This window comes from Allobosea sp. R86505 (assembly GCF_042466375.1).
Lineage (GTDB): Bacteria > Pseudomonadota > Alphaproteobacteria > Rhizobiales > Beijerinckiaceae > Allobosea.
On the sequence record NZ_JAXHPY010000001.1, the window covers coordinates 2,605,824 to 2,622,293 of the forward strand.

General features: G+C 63.4%; 14 protein-coding genes and 2 pseudogenes. 5 read left to right on the plus strand and 11 right to left on the minus strand.

Annotated features, from left to right (window positions below; translation table 11 throughout):
• The first annotated feature begins 125 nt into the window (after nt 1-125).
• Both SJY11_RS12635 and SJY11_RS12640 read left to right on the plus strand, forming a co-directional pair.
• Nucleotides 126-1,034, plus strand: coding sequence for an aminotransferase (locus SJY11_RS12635; protein WP_376986972.1), 909 nt, complete (start codon nt 126-128; stop codon nt 1,032-1,034).
• Nucleotides 1,034-3,367, plus strand: coding sequence for a DEAD/DEAH box helicase (locus SJY11_RS12640; RefSeq protein ID WP_376986973.1), 2,334 nt, complete (start codon nt 1,034-1,036; stop codon nt 3,365-3,367). The genes SJY11_RS12635 and SJY11_RS12640 overlap by 1 nt, the downstream gene beginning before the upstream one ends.
• On the opposite strand, the gene istB is transcribed toward SJY11_RS12640, so the two are convergent.
• Genes istB through SJY11_RS12660 form a run of 4 tightly spaced genes read right to left on the minus strand, consistent with a single transcriptional unit; the run spans nt 3,310 to nt 6,354 of the window.
• Nucleotides 3,310-4,038, minus strand: coding sequence for an IS21-like element helper ATPase IstB (gene istB / locus SJY11_RS12645; protein WP_291821204.1), 729 nt, complete (start codon nt 4,036-4,038; stop codon nt 3,310-3,312). The genes SJY11_RS12640 and istB overlap by 58 nt on opposite strands.
• Nucleotides 4,038-5,537: an IS21 family transposase gene (gene istA, locus SJY11_RS12650; RefSeq protein WP_376986974.1), complete on the minus strand. Its 1,500-nt coding sequence runs from the start codon at nt 5,535-5,537 to the stop codon at nt 4,038-4,040. Before istA ends, istB begins: the two co-directional genes overlap by 1 nt.
• Before the next feature lie 59 nt (nt 5,538-5,596).
• Entirely contained in the window at nt 5,597-5,968 is a 372-nt protein-coding gene (locus SJY11_RS12655; protein ID WP_376989317.1) for a tyrosine-type recombinase/integrase, read from the minus strand.
• Nucleotides 5,890-6,354, minus strand: coding sequence for a phage integrase N-terminal SAM-like domain-containing protein (locus SJY11_RS12660; protein WP_376986975.1), 465 nt, complete (start codon nt 6,352-6,354; stop codon nt 5,890-5,892). The genes SJY11_RS12655 and SJY11_RS12660 overlap by 79 nt, the downstream gene beginning before the upstream one ends.
• Nucleotides 6,355-6,596: 242 nt before the next feature.
• On the opposite strand from SJY11_RS12660, the gene SJY11_RS12665 reads away from it, so the two are divergent.
• Nucleotides 6,597-6,779 (plus strand): DUF6894 family protein, encoded by a 183-nt coding sequence (locus SJY11_RS12665; protein ID WP_376986976.1) that lies wholly within the window; start codon nt 6,597-6,599, stop codon nt 6,777-6,779.
• A gap of 118 nt (nt 6,780-6,897) precedes the next feature.
• Here the strand turns inward: SJY11_RS12665 and SJY11_RS12670 are convergent.
• The 4 genes and pseudogenes from SJY11_RS12670 to SJY11_RS12685 all read right to left on the minus strand — a co-directional run.
• Nucleotides 6,898-7,137 (minus strand): annotated as a pseudogene (locus SJY11_RS12670) (DUF2306 domain-containing protein); the annotation flags it as partial.
• A gap of 14 nt (nt 7,138-7,151) precedes the next feature.
• Entirely contained in the window at nt 7,152-11,873 is a 4,722-nt protein-coding gene (gene mobF, locus SJY11_RS12675; RefSeq protein ID WP_376986977.1) for a MobF family relaxase, read from the minus strand.
• Nucleotides 11,870-12,013 (minus strand): hypothetical protein, encoded by a 144-nt coding sequence (locus SJY11_RS12680; RefSeq protein ID WP_376986978.1) that lies wholly within the window; start codon nt 12,011-12,013, stop codon nt 11,870-11,872. Before SJY11_RS12680 ends, mobF begins: the two co-directional genes overlap by 4 nt.
• Before the next feature lie 24 nt (nt 12,014-12,037).
• The gene (locus tag SJY11_RS12685) at nt 12,038-12,298 is read right to left on the minus strand and encodes a hypothetical protein (RefSeq protein WP_376986979.1); all 261 of its coding nucleotides are present in this window, start codon (nt 12,296-12,298) and stop codon (nt 12,038-12,040) included.
• 196 nt (nt 12,299-12,494) lie between these two features.
• On the opposite strand from SJY11_RS12685, the gene SJY11_RS12690 reads away from it, so the two are divergent.
• On the plus strand, nt 12,495-13,085 hold the full coding sequence (locus SJY11_RS12690) for a hypothetical protein (RefSeq protein WP_376986980.1): 591 nt from the start codon (nt 12,495-12,497) through the stop codon (nt 13,083-13,085).
• A gap of 98 nt (nt 13,086-13,183) precedes the next feature.
• On the opposite strand, the gene SJY11_RS12695 is transcribed toward SJY11_RS12690, so the two are convergent.
• The gene (locus SJY11_RS12695; RefSeq protein ID WP_376986981.1) at nt 13,184-14,002 is read right to left on the minus strand and encodes a hypothetical protein; all 819 of its coding nucleotides are present in this window, start codon (nt 14,000-14,002) and stop codon (nt 13,184-13,186) included.
• A gap of 134 nt (nt 14,003-14,136) precedes the next feature.
• On the opposite strand from SJY11_RS12695, the gene SJY11_RS12700 reads away from it, so the two are divergent.
• On the plus strand, nt 14,137-14,559 hold the full coding sequence (locus SJY11_RS12700; RefSeq protein ID WP_376986982.1) for a hypothetical protein: 423 nt from the start codon (nt 14,137-14,139) through the stop codon (nt 14,557-14,559).
• 148 nt (nt 14,560-14,707) lie between these two features.
• On the opposite strand, the pseudogene SJY11_RS12705 reads toward SJY11_RS12700, so the two are convergent.
• Nucleotides 14,708-14,857, minus strand: a pseudogene (locus SJY11_RS12705) (transposase); the annotation flags it as partial.
• Between the two features lie 72 nt (nt 14,858-14,929).
• On the minus strand, nt 14,930-16,453 hold the full coding sequence (locus SJY11_RS12710; RefSeq protein WP_376986983.1) for an integrase catalytic domain-containing protein: 1,524 nt from the start codon (nt 16,451-16,453) through the stop codon (nt 14,930-14,932).
• Between the last annotated feature and the right edge of the window lie 17 nt (nt 16,454-16,470).

Here is a 16,470-nt window from a genome sequence, read left to right on the forward strand (position 1 = left end):
CCAACACCTAAGGCTTTTCTAGGCGTAGCTGAAGAAAGATCAGTCGCCCGCCTAGCCGCATTCGAACGGCCGCAGCGGTTGACTAAGAGCGATCCATGCACACTTGCCCGCCTCCAAGCGCCGCCATGGCCGCCTGGCTCAACGAAACCAACCAAGTCGATGGCAACTACGGCCATTTGCTCCTCGAGCAGCAGGCGCCGATTGATCCTGCCCAGCTTCGCCCATATTTTGAGTCCGCGCACCTCGATGCCCGGGAGGCCTTTCACGGAGACGCAGGCCTCGACCTTCACCCCGACGCTGGCGATCCCGGCGCTCACGCCCAGTATCCGGCATGTCTGCCTCTAACCGCCCGACGAGGGCTCTTTGGCGAAGTCCTATGCGGTCTTGTCACGGAGCGATATTCCTTCTTGGGGGACCAGAATTGGACCATCCCCGTCTTCCTCTTCCGACATCACGCAGATGCCCGAAAGTACGTGTTCGCACTCGCGCGGGATCCGGCACGCCAGCGGCAGCTTCACGGTCGCCACGGCAACGACTTCATTGCGATCTGCCTTGATGGAAATGGCCTCGTCGTACGTTTCTTGGCGGGGGAGGCGAAGTGGCGCAAGTCGCTAACGCCCGGCGAAGTTGAAACGCTGATGCATGGCCAATGGGAAGATGATGGCGCTGGCGGTAAAAAGCGGTCAGGATTGGGCATCTGGTACGGCCTCAATCGTGAACTCGCCGCGCCCGATGGACTGCGCCAACTCCAATCGATCCTGAAGGAGCGCGACCCTCAAGGATACGCGGCTGCCATCTTGTCCTTGGATCGGGCCCTCATCCTGCGCGGCCCGATTGTCATCCCGCGCACCGATCTGGTGATGATCAGCGGCAATGCGGCCAAAAAACACCAGCCCGGCACTTCGTTACTGCCGGCCGATGCCGCCCCGGCCGACTACACCGCCGGCAACCCTCTGCAGGTGGTCGAAGTAATTCTTCAGGATGGAGACACCCTCATCGACCAGCTCTACGACAGCCTCTGGGCTGGTATCTAATGGCGCTGGAAACCGAGCGACTTGAAGTGGCCGAGAGCATCCGGCGTGAGCTGGGGCAAGCCAATGCGCTGACGCCCGAACAGGCCCGCCTGTTCGTCCGATGCTTGCAGCATTCCTGGCAAGTGCCGCCCATCCGCTGGTCGGATTTAGAGTCCCGCGAACAGCTGGCGGATGCCCGCCGCTTGCTTCATGCCGCAGAGCTGTTCAACGAGATCGAAGGCGAGAAGTCGGCGTCTGCCATCGAATGCTATCGCCGGGCTGGCGAGTTGTTCGAATGGCTGGCCCGGGCGGATGACCCGCTCAAGGGACTGCTGCCGGTAGCATTGCTGGCGGCCGGCGCCTACCAGCTAGGCGAGCTGCCGGCGATGGCCGCAAGCGTCCTCCGCCAGGCCGTTACGCGGGGTCAAGCCGGCGACCTGGATTTCGGCTTGGTGGCTAACCAACCGGAGCCGCGCGACGATGATGAGGGGAAGCGGGAGGCTGATCCCGAGCGGGATGCGGGCGATCTCGAGGGCGTCGAGGTGTTGCCGGAGGGTGGGCAGGGCCGTCTCTACGCTGCGTTCTTCCAGGCCGACTTCGACGAGACTCTTCGACAGGCGTCCGATTTTTGGGCCCGCCATCCGGAGCTGACGACACGTCACGGCTCCACGTTTCTTTTGGGCGAAGACGCAGAGGATCGCGTAGCATGGTATCTCGTCGTAGAGCTGGTTCGGGCTATCGGCCTGGCTTCCGATGCCCTGCGGTGCGGCAACGACGAGAGACTGACGCTCGCCCGCCGGAAGTTCGCTGGCCTCAAAGACCTCGCCGTTCGATCGGTCTGCGAAGACGTCTGGACGCTCCTTTCATTACTGCAGGCCACGGTTGAGCGCTTTTCGTCGGCCAGCCTGTATCCACGCGTCGAACGACTATCGCTGGCGGCGCCCGCGATGGCGCCTCGCCTGCGGGCTTTTGCCAGGGAACAGTTTGCCCGAGGCCGTGGCGTGCTTTGGACTTCTCAGATCCACGGGCTCGAAAAGCTGGCTCAGGCCTCGTCCTTCGCACTCTGCACCCCGACTGGTTCGGGCAAGACGCTCGTGGCCAACCTTGCACTAATCAAGGAACTGCTGCTCGCGGAGCGAGACATTGTCGATCCTGCGCCACTGGCGTTGTATCTGGTGCCTTCCCGCGCCCTCGCTGGCGAGGTTGAAGCCAAGCTGACGGCGGAACTTGGCCGTGACTTGGCTATCACAGGACTCTATGGCGGTGCCGACTGGGGCATCACCGACTACTGGCTGACCGCAGGCGAACCCACCGTCCTAATCGCCACGGTGGAAAAGGCCGACGCGCTGATGCGCTACCTCGGACCGATCCTCATCGGGCGCCTGAAACTATTGATCATCGATGAGGCCCACCAAGTTGTCGCCGACGTCGACGCCCAAAGCCTTGCCCGGCTCGCCGAGCATGGCAGCCGGTCAATGCGACTCGAATCGTTAGTTTCTCGCATGTTGGCGCTGAAACCCGAGGTCACCCGCATCGCTCTCACAGCAGTCGCTGGCAGCGCAGCCGCACCGGTCGCGCGATGGATGGAAGGTCGCGCCGACGCGTCGGCCGTGGGAGTCAACTACCGCAGCACGCGGCAGTTAATTGGTAGCCTCGAAGCGACAGCGAACCAGCCACCGCGCATTCAGCTGGACCTCATGAACGGCGTTCCGCTGTACGTGCGCGGTCGTGATGCCGCGGTCTATCTTCCCCTGCGCATTCCCGCGATGCCTCAGCTTCCGGCCGTGGTCCGACACAGCCTGGACCGTTTCAACCAACTTAACATCCTTTGGACGGCGCTGAACCTGCGCAGCACCGGCCGGCGTATTCTGATCTCCGTGGCACAAGAACCAGAGCAGACCATGAAGTGGTTTGCCGAGGGGCTAGAGCGACCCGGATGGACCGACCTAGCAAGGTTCGTGGAGCCGGAGGAACCGGACGCTCAACGTCGGTACCGGGAGGCGGTTGCCGCTTGCCTCGACTACTGCGGGCCTGAGGCCTACGAACTCCGCCTTCTTGGGAGCGGCATAGCCACCAACCATGGGCAAATGCCGCAGCGGCTCCGCCGATTGATGACCGACCTGATCGAACGGCGAATCTGCGCCGTGACGATCGCCTGTCAAACGGCGCGCAATATTGCCCCCCGATCGGCGTCCAATCTTGACCCCTTGAGGGTTGAGACGGTGAGGAGGCGGCGCGGCGGAGCTGGTTTGGGTTGCGCAGCCGCGCCGGCTCCGGATCGCAGGCGGCGCGTGGCTCAGAGCCTGTTCTTGAAGCGCCAGCTCTCGTTGCCGGTCTCGACGATGTCGCAGTGATGGGTCAGCCGGTCGAGGAGCGCGGTGGTCATCTTGGCGTCGCCGAAGACGGAAGGCCATTCGCCGAAGGCGAGGTTGGTGGTGACGATGACGGAGCTCTGTTCGTAGAGCTTGCTGATCAGGTGGAACAGCAGCTGGCCGCCGGACTGGGCGAAGGGCAGGTAGCCGAGTTCGTCGAGGACGATGAAGTCCATCCGCGAGAGATAGTCGGCCATGCGACCCTGCCGGCCGGCGCGAGCCTCGGCCTCGAGCTTGTTGACGAGATCGACGACGTTGAAGAAGCGCCCCCGTGCGCCGGCACGGATGCAAGCGCGGGCGATCGCGATGGCGAGATGAGTCTTGCCGGTCCCCGTGCCGCCGACGAGGACGACATTGCGCTGATGGGCGATGAAGTTGCCGCCGGCCAGGTCGCGGACGAGCGTCTCGTTGAGCGGCGTGCCGTCGAAGACGAAGTCGCCGACATCCTTGGCGAGCGGCAGCTTGGCGATGGTGATCTGGTACTTGATCGAGCGCGCCTGCTTCTCGGCGATCTCGGCTGAGAGCAGGTCGCCGACGATGCGCTGGGGCTCGTGCTGGCGCTTCACCGCCGTGGTGATGATCTCGTCGAAGGCGGCCTTCATGCCATACAGCTTGAGCTCGCCCATGGTGGCGAGAATCTCCGAGCGTTCCATCACACGGCTCTCCTGAGGCTGTCGTATCGGGCGCAATCGGCGGCGGGCTCATGGCGCAGGCGCAGCGCATCGGGCGTCATGATGGTGATCGCGGCTGCCGGCTCCCGGCGCCGGGCCAGGATGTTGAGAATGACGTCGGCCGAATGCACGCCCTGCTTCAATGCCTCGGCGCAGGCGGCTTCGACCGCCGGCAAGCCGTCGCTCAGCACCGTGGTCAGGATATCGACCATCTGCCGGTCACCATCCTGCGCCGCCGCCAACTTCCGACGCACCCGGTTGAGTGCAGCCGGAAGGATCCAGTCCTTGAAGGGCGCTCCATTGCGCAGGGCGCCCGGCTTGCGGGCCAGCACCGGAACATAGTGCCAGGGATCGAAGGTCGTCTGATCGCGGCCGTAGGAACGGGCGTGCTCTCCGACGATGCGACCGTCCTGACGCAGCTCGATCCGATCGGCATAGGCGCGGATCTCGACGGGCCGGCCGATCGCGCTGGCTGCGACCGAGTACCTGTTGTTGTCGAAGCGGACCAGGCAGGTCTTCGACACCGCTGCCGGCAACGCATGGAAGCCGTCGAAGCGCCCGACATAGGGAACGAGACTCGGCCGCTCGGCTTCGAAGGCCTCCCAGATCGTCACGTCGCGTCGCTCGGGATGGCGATGCGCCTTGGCATAGCTGATCGCCTGATCCATCAGCCAGGCGTTCAGCTCGTCATAGTTCTTGACCCTGAGCCTGGGCGCGAAGAAGCGCTCGCGCACGAGGCCGACCTGGTTCTCGACCTGACCCTTCTCCCAGCCAGAGGCCGGCGTGCAGGCGACGGGGTCGACCAGGTAGTGGCTGCACATCTGCAGGAAGCGCCGGTTATAGGCCCGCTCCTTGCCGACGAAGATGGTCTCCACCGCCGTCTTCATGTTGTCGTAGATGCCGCGCGTGCAGGCGCCCTTGAAGAAGGCGAAGCCCCGGTCGTGGGCGTCGAAGACCATCTCCTGGCTCTCGCGGGGGTAGGCCCGCACGAACAGCATGCGCGAATGACAGAGCCGCAGATGGGCGACCTTCACCTTGGTCGTCGCGCCGTTGACGACGACGATCTCGTGGCTCCAGTCGAACTGGTAGGCTTCACCGGGCGCGAAGCTCAGCGGGACATAGGCATCGGCGGTGACCGCCGACTGCTCGCGGCGCCAACCCCGCGCGTAGCGGCGAACGGCGTCATAGCTGCCCTCGTAACCGCGGCCCCGCAGCTCCTCGAAGATCCGGATCAGCGTCAGCCGCTCACGCGCCGGCTTGCCTTTGTTGATCATCAGCAGCCGGTCCAGATCCGGACGCCAGGGCCCAATCTTCGGCTGCGGCTGAACCGTCCGCTCGTACTCGAACGACGTTGCGCCCGAGCGCAGCACCTTGCGCACCGTGTTCCGCGAGACGTGAAGCTCGCGGACAATCTCCTTGATCGTCTTCCCTCGGACCGAAAACTCGCGCCGGATCCGCGCAATCGTATCCACGCCCTTCATCCCCCGCCCGCCCGTCTGAAACCAAAACGGGCAGTCTCACCGAAACCGGCTCAAGGGGGTCAAAGTTGGATGCCGATCCCCCGCCTTACGGGGTCAAACTTGCACGCCGAAACACAGGCGAAGCTGTGCCTGAGCGTGTGCATTGACACCCGCTTGCCGAGCTTGGCTGCCTCGGCTGCAGCATGGCAGGCCCGGTTTAGCTGGCGCGTCGTGATCGGCTGGCCCGGCTGCTGGCCGGGGAAGAGCCAGCCGCGCGGCCGCTTCACCCGCCACCACTGCCGCAGCAGATCGAGCAGGTCGGGCGCGAGCATGACATAGCGGTCCTTGCGGCCCTTGCCCTGCTCGACCCGGATCAGCATGCGGGCGCTGTCGATGTCGGTGACCTTGAGGTTGGCGATCTCCGAGACGCGCAGGCCGCAGCCATAGGCGATGGCGCGGCGTGGTCCTTCAGGCTCCGCGCATGCGCCAACAGCAGCGCCACCTCCTGCGTGTCCAGAACCACCGGCAGGCGATCGGGCGTTGGGATCCGCGCCATGCGGTCACCAAAGCCGGTCCGGCCCAGCGTGACGTGGAAGAAGAAGCGCAGGGCCGTGCAGGCCAGGTTCATCCGCGCGTAGCTGGCGCCGAGCGAAGCCATGTGTAGCTGATAGCGCCGTAGATCCTCGGGCTCGGCCCGGTCCGGCGGCAACCCAAGGAAGGCCGTGAACTCTCGCACCTGCCGGACATAGTCGCGCTGCGTATGCTCGCCGAACCGGCGGATGGTCATGTCCTCGATCATCCGCTGGCGGAGAGGAGTGACGGTGACGGGATCGATCATGGAGGCCTCCGAAGATCAGGGGAAACGACCCCCAAATCCTCGGCTGCAGCGCCTCACAGGCGAAATCTCAGCGATGACCGCGCCGCAGCGCCTGCCGCGAGAGCGGCTTAGTCCAATGGCGCATCTCGCCCGGACGACCTGCCAGCGATTTTGGCCCGTTCCCGACCTCCAGAACGACATCGGCGCGAACTTGCGCGCGTGAATCTGTAGTCCGTCTAAAACGCGCGGGCGGGAGGGCAAACATGCCCCTGTACTTCTTTGACACTCACAACGGCTCCGATCCCCGCATTGATCGGGTGGGCCGCGAGCTTAGGGACGACGACGCCGCCCGTTTGGCCGGGCTGGACACCCTGCCGGACGTGGCTCGCGACACGATCTCTGAATGTTTCAAGCGTCGCCCCGCGAGGCGGTGTGGTCATCACTAGCGAACCGTCTTGACCCTGCACAGGTACTGAAGGGCCTTCTCGCCCGCCGGCGCGTCTGTGAAGGCTTCCGGCTTGCCGGATAGCACCGAGCGGCAGACCGCTTTAGACGCGACGTTATCTATGCTGACGATGAGTTTGTCCCGCAAACAGTTCGATATCGCCAACGCAAAACACGGAAAACTCCGACCGACGTCTTGCCGACCCAGGCGATCGCAAGCGTGGCGAAGCCCAGTGCGGCGGCAGGTCCCGACTGTGTAGTGATCGCCAGCCAGAAGGCCCCGATTCCCAAGACGAGGATTGCGACCGCGTAAATTCGCCCCAGGAGGCGATGAACTCGGAAGCGTCGCCGCCGCAGTTCATGCGATAGTGCCTCTAGACGAAATCTGGCCCCTCGCGCTTTGAATTGACGTCGTGAGTGGCAGGCTGGTTTTCCTCCGCCGCGGACTGCTCAAGATTGCTCTTGGAAATACCGGGCTTCGTGGCAATTGCGGCCGAAGCGGCGCCCGATGTCGATGCTTTGGTGTCGCTCCTTCTGATTTCATTTAAGAATCCATCGTACTCCCGAATAACCATTTTGTCTGGGTCGAGTCCTGGAAATGGTGATCGACGTTGAGGATGGCTACGGCTTTTGGTGGCCGATGCACCGGGGTTTGCCGGCGCAGTCAGGCCTGAAGGGGAGACGCCATCGTTGGGAAGGGGCTGCTTCGCAGCAGCGCCAACACCCGGTCCGCGCGCCGGTGCAGCGCGGGGCGGGGGCTCGGGCTTTTGCACGAGCGCGCCACTATCGGCCATGCCATGAGAGCCGACGGTTGCGTCGACAGCGGCCTGTGATCGTACGCGTTGGTTGGCAGCGTTCTCCGCTGTCAATGTGGGCGGGCTATCTTTCGTTGATTCCGGTGCTGTATCGGGAATGGGCTTGTCGAGAAGTCCGATGAGCAACCTCGTGACCGGCTGAACCAGCTTCTTACTCCGGTGAGCCCATGAACCCCGGTTTTGAGTGGCGGGATTTCCCAGCGGTGGCGGAGCGGGTGCCGTGGTGGCGGGGGATATTGGTGCCGGCTGCTTGTCGGATGCGGTCGCGACCGGCCGCCCCGCAATCCGATGTCTATCCGCCGGGTCGTCGGGCACCGCGCTCGAGCGGTCTTGCGCCATTTCGTTCTGGCCAAGGTGATCGAGGCGAGTGGTATCTGCGCCTGTGGACGGAGCTTGCTTGGCCTCGACTTGCTCAGGTTGGATTGCAGGGGAGGGCAGTCGGTCCGGCTCATCCATGGCGATTGGCGCGACACGTCTCGCTCCTTCGACCTCGGGAGCTCGCAGGGTTTGGCGCAGCCCCTGCCTGGCCGACCGGTGGCGTATCACCGTCCGCTCGTCATCCTGCCGCGCCTGTTCGGCGAGAACCTCCTCTTCCGAAGCCGTGATTAGTGAGCCCATCGTTCGAGCTGGAAGGGCCGATCGCAGGGATTGGCGCAACCTGTGCCGAGCCGAACGGTGTCTGGCAACCGTGCGTTCGTTGTCCCGCTGCGCCTGCTCGGCGAGAATCTCCTCTTCCGAAATCGCGATGACCATAGTGTTGGTTCGCACGGGAGCGACCGATTGCAGGGATTGGCGTAGCCTGTGTCGGACTGAACGGTGCCTTGCAATGGACCGTTCGTCATCCTCCAGCGCTTGCTCGGCGATCAGCTCCTCCTCCGTCACGCTGGCGCCGGTTGCCGTCATGCGAGCCGCTACAATGGAAGGCGCGGACGGGTAAGGTGATGTCGACGCCGCACGTCGTGCCGCTGCGCGACGGGCGGCGGCGGCGAGCGGGTTGTCTTGCCAGATGGCGCACACGGTGCGGATGAGGCGCCGGGCCTGGGTGATCGTCGCCTTGGCCAGAGCCATGACGATCTTGACCAACTGCGGTTCCGAGGTTGGCAGAGCCTCTGTAGTTGGCGCTTCAGAGGCCCAGACGATCGCGTCTGCCTTGCCCAGTGCCACCCTAACACCGGTTTTGCTATGCTCGAACATGCGCGTTGTGCTGTTCCCAGTTTCGGCTGGGACCGGGATTTCGCGGCAGTCGAGCTTGCCAAGGAGCAGGTCGGGAACGGATTGGCGCGAGACTATCGCCGCCTCTTCCGGCGTGAATGCGAGAGGATCGGCAAAGGAATATGTTCGAGATTGAGGTCTTGTCTGCCGAACGACCATACGTTCACGGATCTGGACGTCCATCGCCGCGGGCTTGAGTCCAAGCTGAAGGGATCTGACAGGATCGGAGCTTTTCAACCAGTGATCGAGATCCGGAACATAGTCGGATGGGGATGTCTTGCTGTTGCGGCGGCTTGCTTCGCGCTTCAGTGACTGCAAGACGAGGGCATCTCGCCTGCGCGCGTGGACCGCGTCATGCAGTTCAGGATCGTTCGGTGGGACCCCGATGTCACTATCCTCGGCGGTCCGTAGCGTCCCGGCTCGAGACAAGTCGATCCTCGCCGGCGTCGTGTTGTCGATGATCCGCTGCTCATCGAGATGCATTGTCACGGTGTCCCGGTGCCGTGTCATTGCGACATAGGTGTCCTCCGCAGCCATCCCGCGCAGGTTCGCGATGACGACGCTGTCGACCGTCATGCCCTGTGCCGCGTGGCATGTAAGGCAGTGAGCGTGCTGGATCCTGGGTGCCGGCGCCGAGCCGGGTTCTCTACGCGGCCTTACGAGCCGACTGATCGGCGCGCTGAAGGCGATGATGCTACCATCGTCCGCACGGCGATCGAGACGGATGGAAAGGATCGGCTCTTTGCTACCGTGTCGAACGTCGGTCACGGTAGCCAGATCAGAATTGAATACGGTGATGTCATCGACCCTAATCCGCTCGCCGAAGATAATCCGGTCATGGGCGGCCAGCGTGAGTGGGACCGGCTTACGATCGTTGCGGCCGCCGCGGGGAATGGCGTCAAACGTGACACCGTCCGGCGCGATCAGCCCTCTCGCCACCATCGTCCCGCGCACCAACATGTTCAGATCGGCGACATCCTTGTTCCAGTCGGCGAGGAGGATCCGGGACGGTTCGCCTGCACGTATCAGCCGTTCGGGCTCGTCCTGTGGCAGGCCTTCGACATAGTCGAGCATGGCGGCAACGAGCGTGTGGGCGCGCGACGCATGGGGTCGGATCGCGCCCCGTTCGAAATAAGCTTCAATTCCGCGCGCGCCATCACCGGCCGCCATGGCCATCGAGGCTTCCTGCATCCAGGGTTCGCGTTGGCGTTTGATCGTGTTGATGCGTTGAGATCCAAGCAATTTCGCCAGTGCCGACATCGGCGCGCCTGCCGAGACAGGCTGGAGTTGACGCGTGTCGCCCACGAAAATGGCTTTGGCGCCAGCTTGTGCGACTGCCTCGACGAGGATGGAGACGTCGACGAGGCCGGCCATCCCTGCCTCATCGATCAGGATGACTGACTGGGACGTCAGTTTCTGGCTCCCGTTCGCCAAAGCCAGTGAGAAACCCTGTAGCGCCATGGCGCGTTCCGAGAGCACACCGGTCTCGCGACGCACGACATCAGTGGCGCGCCAGCTCGGAGATAGCACCGTCACCTCGAAGCCGGACGCCTCCAAGGCATCGACGACGACGCTACAGGATCGGCTCTTTCCGGATCCCGCCGAACCCTCCAGGCAGACGATGCCGTCTCCGCGGAGCACCCAGCGAACGGCGTCAGCCTGTTCCTGTGACAGACTTTTGGCCGCCTCGATTGCTGCCTGGATGGCGATGTCGGGAGGTGGCTGCCACCGGCCAACGCACGAATGCGCCGACTTCAGCATCGCGTGCTCTAACTTGATGGCGATGGAATCGAGGTAAAGCGGCGGGCTGTCTGTAGTGGTTGGCAGTCTAACGAGTGAATCTGCGACCGTTTGCGCCGACGAAAGGGCCTGTTCGAGCGTCATGTCGATCTGGCCTGCCTCGGCGCAGATGCGCAACAGGTGTGGTTGCGTCACGATAACATTCTTCTGAATCAGCTCGGCCATGCGCGTGCGACGATCGGCATCACGGTCGAATTCGGCCCTTGAACGCATCAACCTGACGGCTTCCGAACTCGCGCGTACCCGGTCCACGAGGCTGTCCGGTGTCAGGCCGAATGCCGCAAGCTCTGCAATCCAGTGTCGTTGCAGCGTCGCCAAGTCCAGACTGTCATCCTTCCGGGGTCGTGTCTTATAGGAAGCGCGTTGCGCGGCGCCACGATCCATAGCGGTTGAGAACTGCTCGGCAGCTGCAACCGCCAGGATATCTAGCCGGCGCTTGGAGAATGCTTCGACCAACGCCCTGTCGAACCCGGCAATCTCGAAGTTGCGCTCGTGGTGGACCACTTCGATATGGAGGCTCTGGCGAAGCCCTGCTGCCAGTTCGCATCGATATAGCGCCTCAATGGCGCCGCCGAACCGCTTGATCTGGAGGTTGTCTATCCCGCCGATCGTGCCGTCCTCGCGTATTGCGACGTTGAAAAGGACGCAGTGGGTGTGCAGCTGCGGGTCGTTTTTCCGCGAGGTGTAGTGTCGATAGAGAGTGGCGACGAGTTTCCGCGCGCCGCTCCGGTGCGCTCCGCCCTTACCGGTGCGACACTGAAACAGTCCCTCGCGCGCGATGTAGTCGAGGACTGCGCGGATTGCCCGGTCATGGGCTCGGATGATCGAACGGCGGATCTCCTCAGAGCCGAGTAAAGCAAGGATGCTGACAGATTTTGGCGCCGAGAGCTGCAGATCATAGCCAGCGACCCGGCTGTGATGGGTGGTTTCGACGAGAATTTTCCGTGTGCCTGGGTCGCGCCCGGCAGCGAGAGCGCGCACGACATCGGGGTGCGCGGGCGCGCCGTCGATGAGGTCGCGGAACGGATCGACCCCCGTCTTGCCGCTGGCGGTGACCAGCTCAAGGTCTCTTTGTAGGACCGCGAAGGTGCCGAACGCCCCGTCGATCGAGAGCTCAGTCGCGCCTGCGGTACCATTGTCGTAGTAGTTTGACCGTGCCGTCCGCAGCAGATCGGCATCCACACCCGAGGCGAAGGCCGCCAATTCGCGCGCGGTCTGATCGGCCTGGCGCTGATAGTACCCTACCGACGCAATGGCTACGCAGCTCATGGCAGAGCCGCCGTTTTGGGAAAGCCATTTCGAACCGCGGCGTTGGTGGTGGCGAAGCTGCTCGTGGCCAGCGGTATCCGCACGTCTGCGCTGCCAGGCGTCGCCAGCTTGGCGAGACAGGAAGCCGTCTCGAAATACATTGTGGCTCCGCTTTTCGGCATGGCTCAGGCAGCCCCGGACGCGCTGGCCTGATCGACAACGAAATCGGCGATGATGCCGAGCGAGCGCTCGATCGCCGCAAACTGGCCGGTGCGATCCTCCAGGGAGGCAATCAGGGCTCCCAGACGCGGCTTGTCCAGCAGCTCCCGCCGCAGCGAGTCACCGATCACGTCCGATACAGAACTGCGCTTGCGGCGAGCGATCTCCTCGACCAGATCGGCGACGTCGCTTTCGAGCTTGACCCTGAATTCGCGCTTGCTGGCCATGTCGTTTGCCTCCAGGGCTGCTAATGATTTCAGTGATTTAGATAGGGGGGCGCCGAAGCGCGCCAGTAATTCGTCAGCACCGCGGTGCGTAATGCGTTTGGTATTCCTTCACTTCTTTTAGCACGCCTCGACAGGATGAGTCGACTTCCCGCGTCGAATTTGCTAGGCTGTCGTCTCATCAGTTGGAGTTGCCAGAATGGCCAAGCCGATCGACACGCAGAACGTCAGCATCGACAAGAAGGCGAGCGCAGCCGCGTTGGCCGCGATCCTCGCAGCCGAGCCGCCCTGGCTCAACCTCGACACAGTCCGGCGCCAGCAGGGCCGTGCGATCGCGAGGGCATACTCCTCCGGCTGGCAGCCGCGGGATTTCGTCGAGGAGTATGTCAAGGCCAGGGCGGGGGCGTGCACCTCCGAGGAGCGTGCGAACGCCGAGGCCGTGTACACGCGCCTCAAGACCGAGTGCGATAGTGGCGCGCTGAAGGCCTCTCGTCCCCGTGCTAAAGCGGGTGACAAAAGCGGTGGCGGTCCGAATGACCACCACGCCGATGACGAGGGAGACGAGGGGAAGGGCGTGGCGGTTGAAGAGAACGCCTCGGCAGACGCGGTCTGGGAAGCTGGAGCCGCATGGGTTGGCAGCTCCGAACAACCTGACCGCCGCACTTCGGCGAGCCCTCTGCCTGAAGGCATGGACGTTGTTCAGATGGATGTGAGCCTGGACGACTTCGACAAGGTGATGGCCAGTCACGCGGGCCAGATGGGCTCTCGGCTGGATCAGGCGGAGAAGTGATTGTGCTCTACGGCCGCTGTCAGCCCGACAAGTCGCTGATCGTGCCCGCTCAGACCGGGAGCGCAGACACACGATTGGATTGTGATCTGCGGTCGCTTTCAGGCGTAAAGAAAGATCCTGATCCGCTCGAGGACGGTCCCATTGGGAGCCTCGATCTTCCGCAAGGCGTCTTCCATGATCTCGACGGTCGTGGCGGAAGAGGCGAAGCAGGCGACATGGTAGCCGATCGCGGCATAGCCGATCAAAGCAAACAGGTTCGACAGCGAGACGTATTGCTGCCTAGCCGGGTCGTCGAGGCGGATCTCGACTGCGGCGAGGAGGGGCAGCTGGGTCGAATTCGACACGAAACCCAGTTGCAGTCCCGGTATGCTGGTGAATACGCCGAGAGGGCCGGGCAGGCGCAAGCTCTTGAAGCCGACTGGGGACCAGCCGCGAGCGGCCCAGGCCAGCGTCCAGTCAGGACCATATTCGGATCGAACAAGCTTTGCGATCTGACCGGTGTGGAACTTCCGCCGGTCCGCCGGCGAAGCGCCGACGACATGCTCACCCGACAGCCTGGCAGTTCGCTCCTCGCTTTCGAGCTCTTGAACCGTGAGCTTCCTGTCGATCAATCGCCTTCCAGCCTTGATGGCATCATCCGGGCCGTAGTTGGACCACTTCGCCAGCGTCAGGACAGCCTGAAGCGGCTGCGCCCGCAGGTCCAAGGCGAGCTTGGGATCGATATCCTCGACGAAGTCGGTCAGGAACTCGGCCGAGCTGACCGAACGCTGTACGGCTTGAATGCCCACGTTCCGGCCTTCGGCAAACGCCGCGTACACACTCCGCTTGGCACCGAAACGTGTCGTTTTCAGCGCTTCGCGGACAATCTGGCCCAGCTCGAACCAGTCGATTGTCGCTACGTCGGGGAGAGTGGACATCGAACTTTCGAGTGCAAGTGGCCTGATCGCGGACGATCGTCGCCACTTTCAACACGAGCAACGGGGCATCGGCAAGCGTCTGGCCGCCCAGCGGTGCGATGACTTCGGCAACCAATGATAGCAAGAGGTGAAAAATGACCAGGCTAAATCGCTTTCAGCGGCCGGCGAGATCCCAACAGAGTGTTCGTTGTAGGAAAATCCAGGACGCTCAGGAGAGCAGGGAGCCGCATGGCCAGCTGACAAACGCGCAAGTTCGGGAAATGGTCAGCGCGGGCGCCCATGCCATTCTGCGGCTGGGCTATCACCGCGGCGTTGGACACATCGCAGTGTCGGAAGCCGTGATGGTCTCGACCTACCTGACCGCCGTCGCGACCAGCGAGGAGATGTTGGATCTTTACGATGATGTCCTGGAAGGAGATGAATCGTTGAAGGAGATGTTGGCCGAGCTGTCGAAGCGTGTCGCCAAAGAGGTTGCAGATGCCGACCGCAGCCGTCTCGAGATGGAACTCGAAGCAGAGATAAGGGCCTCTTCGGCCACTCCTCGTCGGTCGAACTGAGGCGATAGGTTTGATTTGCGCGAGTCCCATCAAGATAGATTTTAGCCTCGCGCACGCTGTGTATTGTGATGATATGCCGGGACCGAATACGATAGATTGCGCGGTCAGGGCCACCAAGTGTCGGCGAGCTAGGGTCAGGACTCGTTGATCAGAGCCAGAAAATTACGGTGGCTGCGAGTGCGATGGCGGAGAAGAAGACCGTTGGGCATCGGTCGTATCGGGTTGCGACGCTGCGCCAGTCCTTGAGGCGGCCGAACATGATCTCGATGCGGTTGCGGCTTCTGTATCGGCGCTTGTTGCCGCGCGACAATCAGGATGGGACTACGTATAGCCTCATTCGGTTTTGTTCCCGAACTCGGCGGCGTTTGCCTCACCTAAATACTCCCGAGGGTGTGCCGGCCTGGCCCTCGGCTACGGGCATCCCGAAGACCAGCGCGGTGGCCATCGCGCTGCGCCAGCTTTTTAATCGACGCTGAACGGTCCGAAGCAGGGCGTCAGGATAACGGCCGGGATGGACGGTCTGGAGCCTCGCCAGAAGTTCGCCGCCCGAGCGTGATGGATCGGCCTCGAACCATGCTTGCAGCTCATTGCTGACGGCAGCGAGAGGGTCAGGACGGCGTCGACCGCGTTTCTGCTTCGGCTTGTTCTGAGCTGTCGGGCGAACCTCGCCCGTTTGCCAGGCTACGCGCAACCCCGCAAGGAATGCATCGATCGGAACGGGTGCCGCCCTCACCCCGCTGGCGGCGGTACCATCGGCGATCGCCACCAACGTCCTCTGCTGTTCCCGTATTTCGGCCAGCAGCCGCACGGGATCGAGATCAGCGCGCAATATTTCGACTTGGCGGCGGGTCTCCTCGCTTGTGTGCGGATCCCGTAGAAGTCGATCGCAAGGCGTCATCGGCGGATGGTAGCGCTTGCGTACCCTGGCGCCGTCCCGGTCCTTCTCTATCAGCTTGAACGAGGGCTGGAAGGCGTTCACGAACAGCCGTGTCGTCGCGTAAAGGCGCGCCAGCTCGCGCGCGGCTTCCATCCCCTCCAGGCGACGATAACCCACAATGCGACGCACCACAGCGCCGTTCTTCTGCTCGATATGGGCCTGATCGTTTTTTCGATACGGCCGGCAGCGGGTGAGCGTGATGCCTGCGTCACGGCAATAATCCCGCACGGTCTCGTTCATGAATACGGTGTCGTTGTCGACGTCGAACCCCAGAAGCGGGAACGGCATCATCGCCCGCAATTGGTCGAGCACGCCGATGAGCACCATCTGCTCGCGCACGATTAACGGCGCGCATTCGGTCCAGCCCGTAGCGATGTCCGTCAGCACCAGCGTCTGCACGAAGGAGCCCGCCGCGGTGGGGCCAGAATGGGCCACGAGGTCGGCCTCGATGTATCCCGGCGGCGGATCGCCCCAGTCAGCGAAAGTACGAACCGGAATGGAGCGGCGAAGCGCCGAAGGCGAGGAGCGCCGACGTGGGCTGGCGCCGGCTCGCTCACGCTGCAGGCGAAGCGCGCGGTCGATCGTCGCCGCACTGACAGCGAGAAGCGCGGCACGGATCGCAGGCGACAGATCGAGATGACCATGACGCTCCATCGCCGGCACGAGCGTCGGAATCAGCGCCTTCAACCGCTTGCCGCAGATGCGATCGGACGCTTCCCAAAGCACGATCAGCGCCTCGCGTACCGCGTCGTCGTAAAGCCGCCGATGCGGTCGCGGACCGTTCCGACGATCGCACGCTCCCGCCCGCAGAAGTCGCATAGCGTGCTTGCGATGGTGGCCCGTCATGGCTGCGAACTCGTCGAGGATGCGGCCCTTCTCCTGACGCCTGCTACTTTGATAGCGACCCGTCAGCGCCGTCAGCAATTCATCGCGCGTCGCCATGCTCACCCGCCTCATCGTCGCCCCCGACAGCC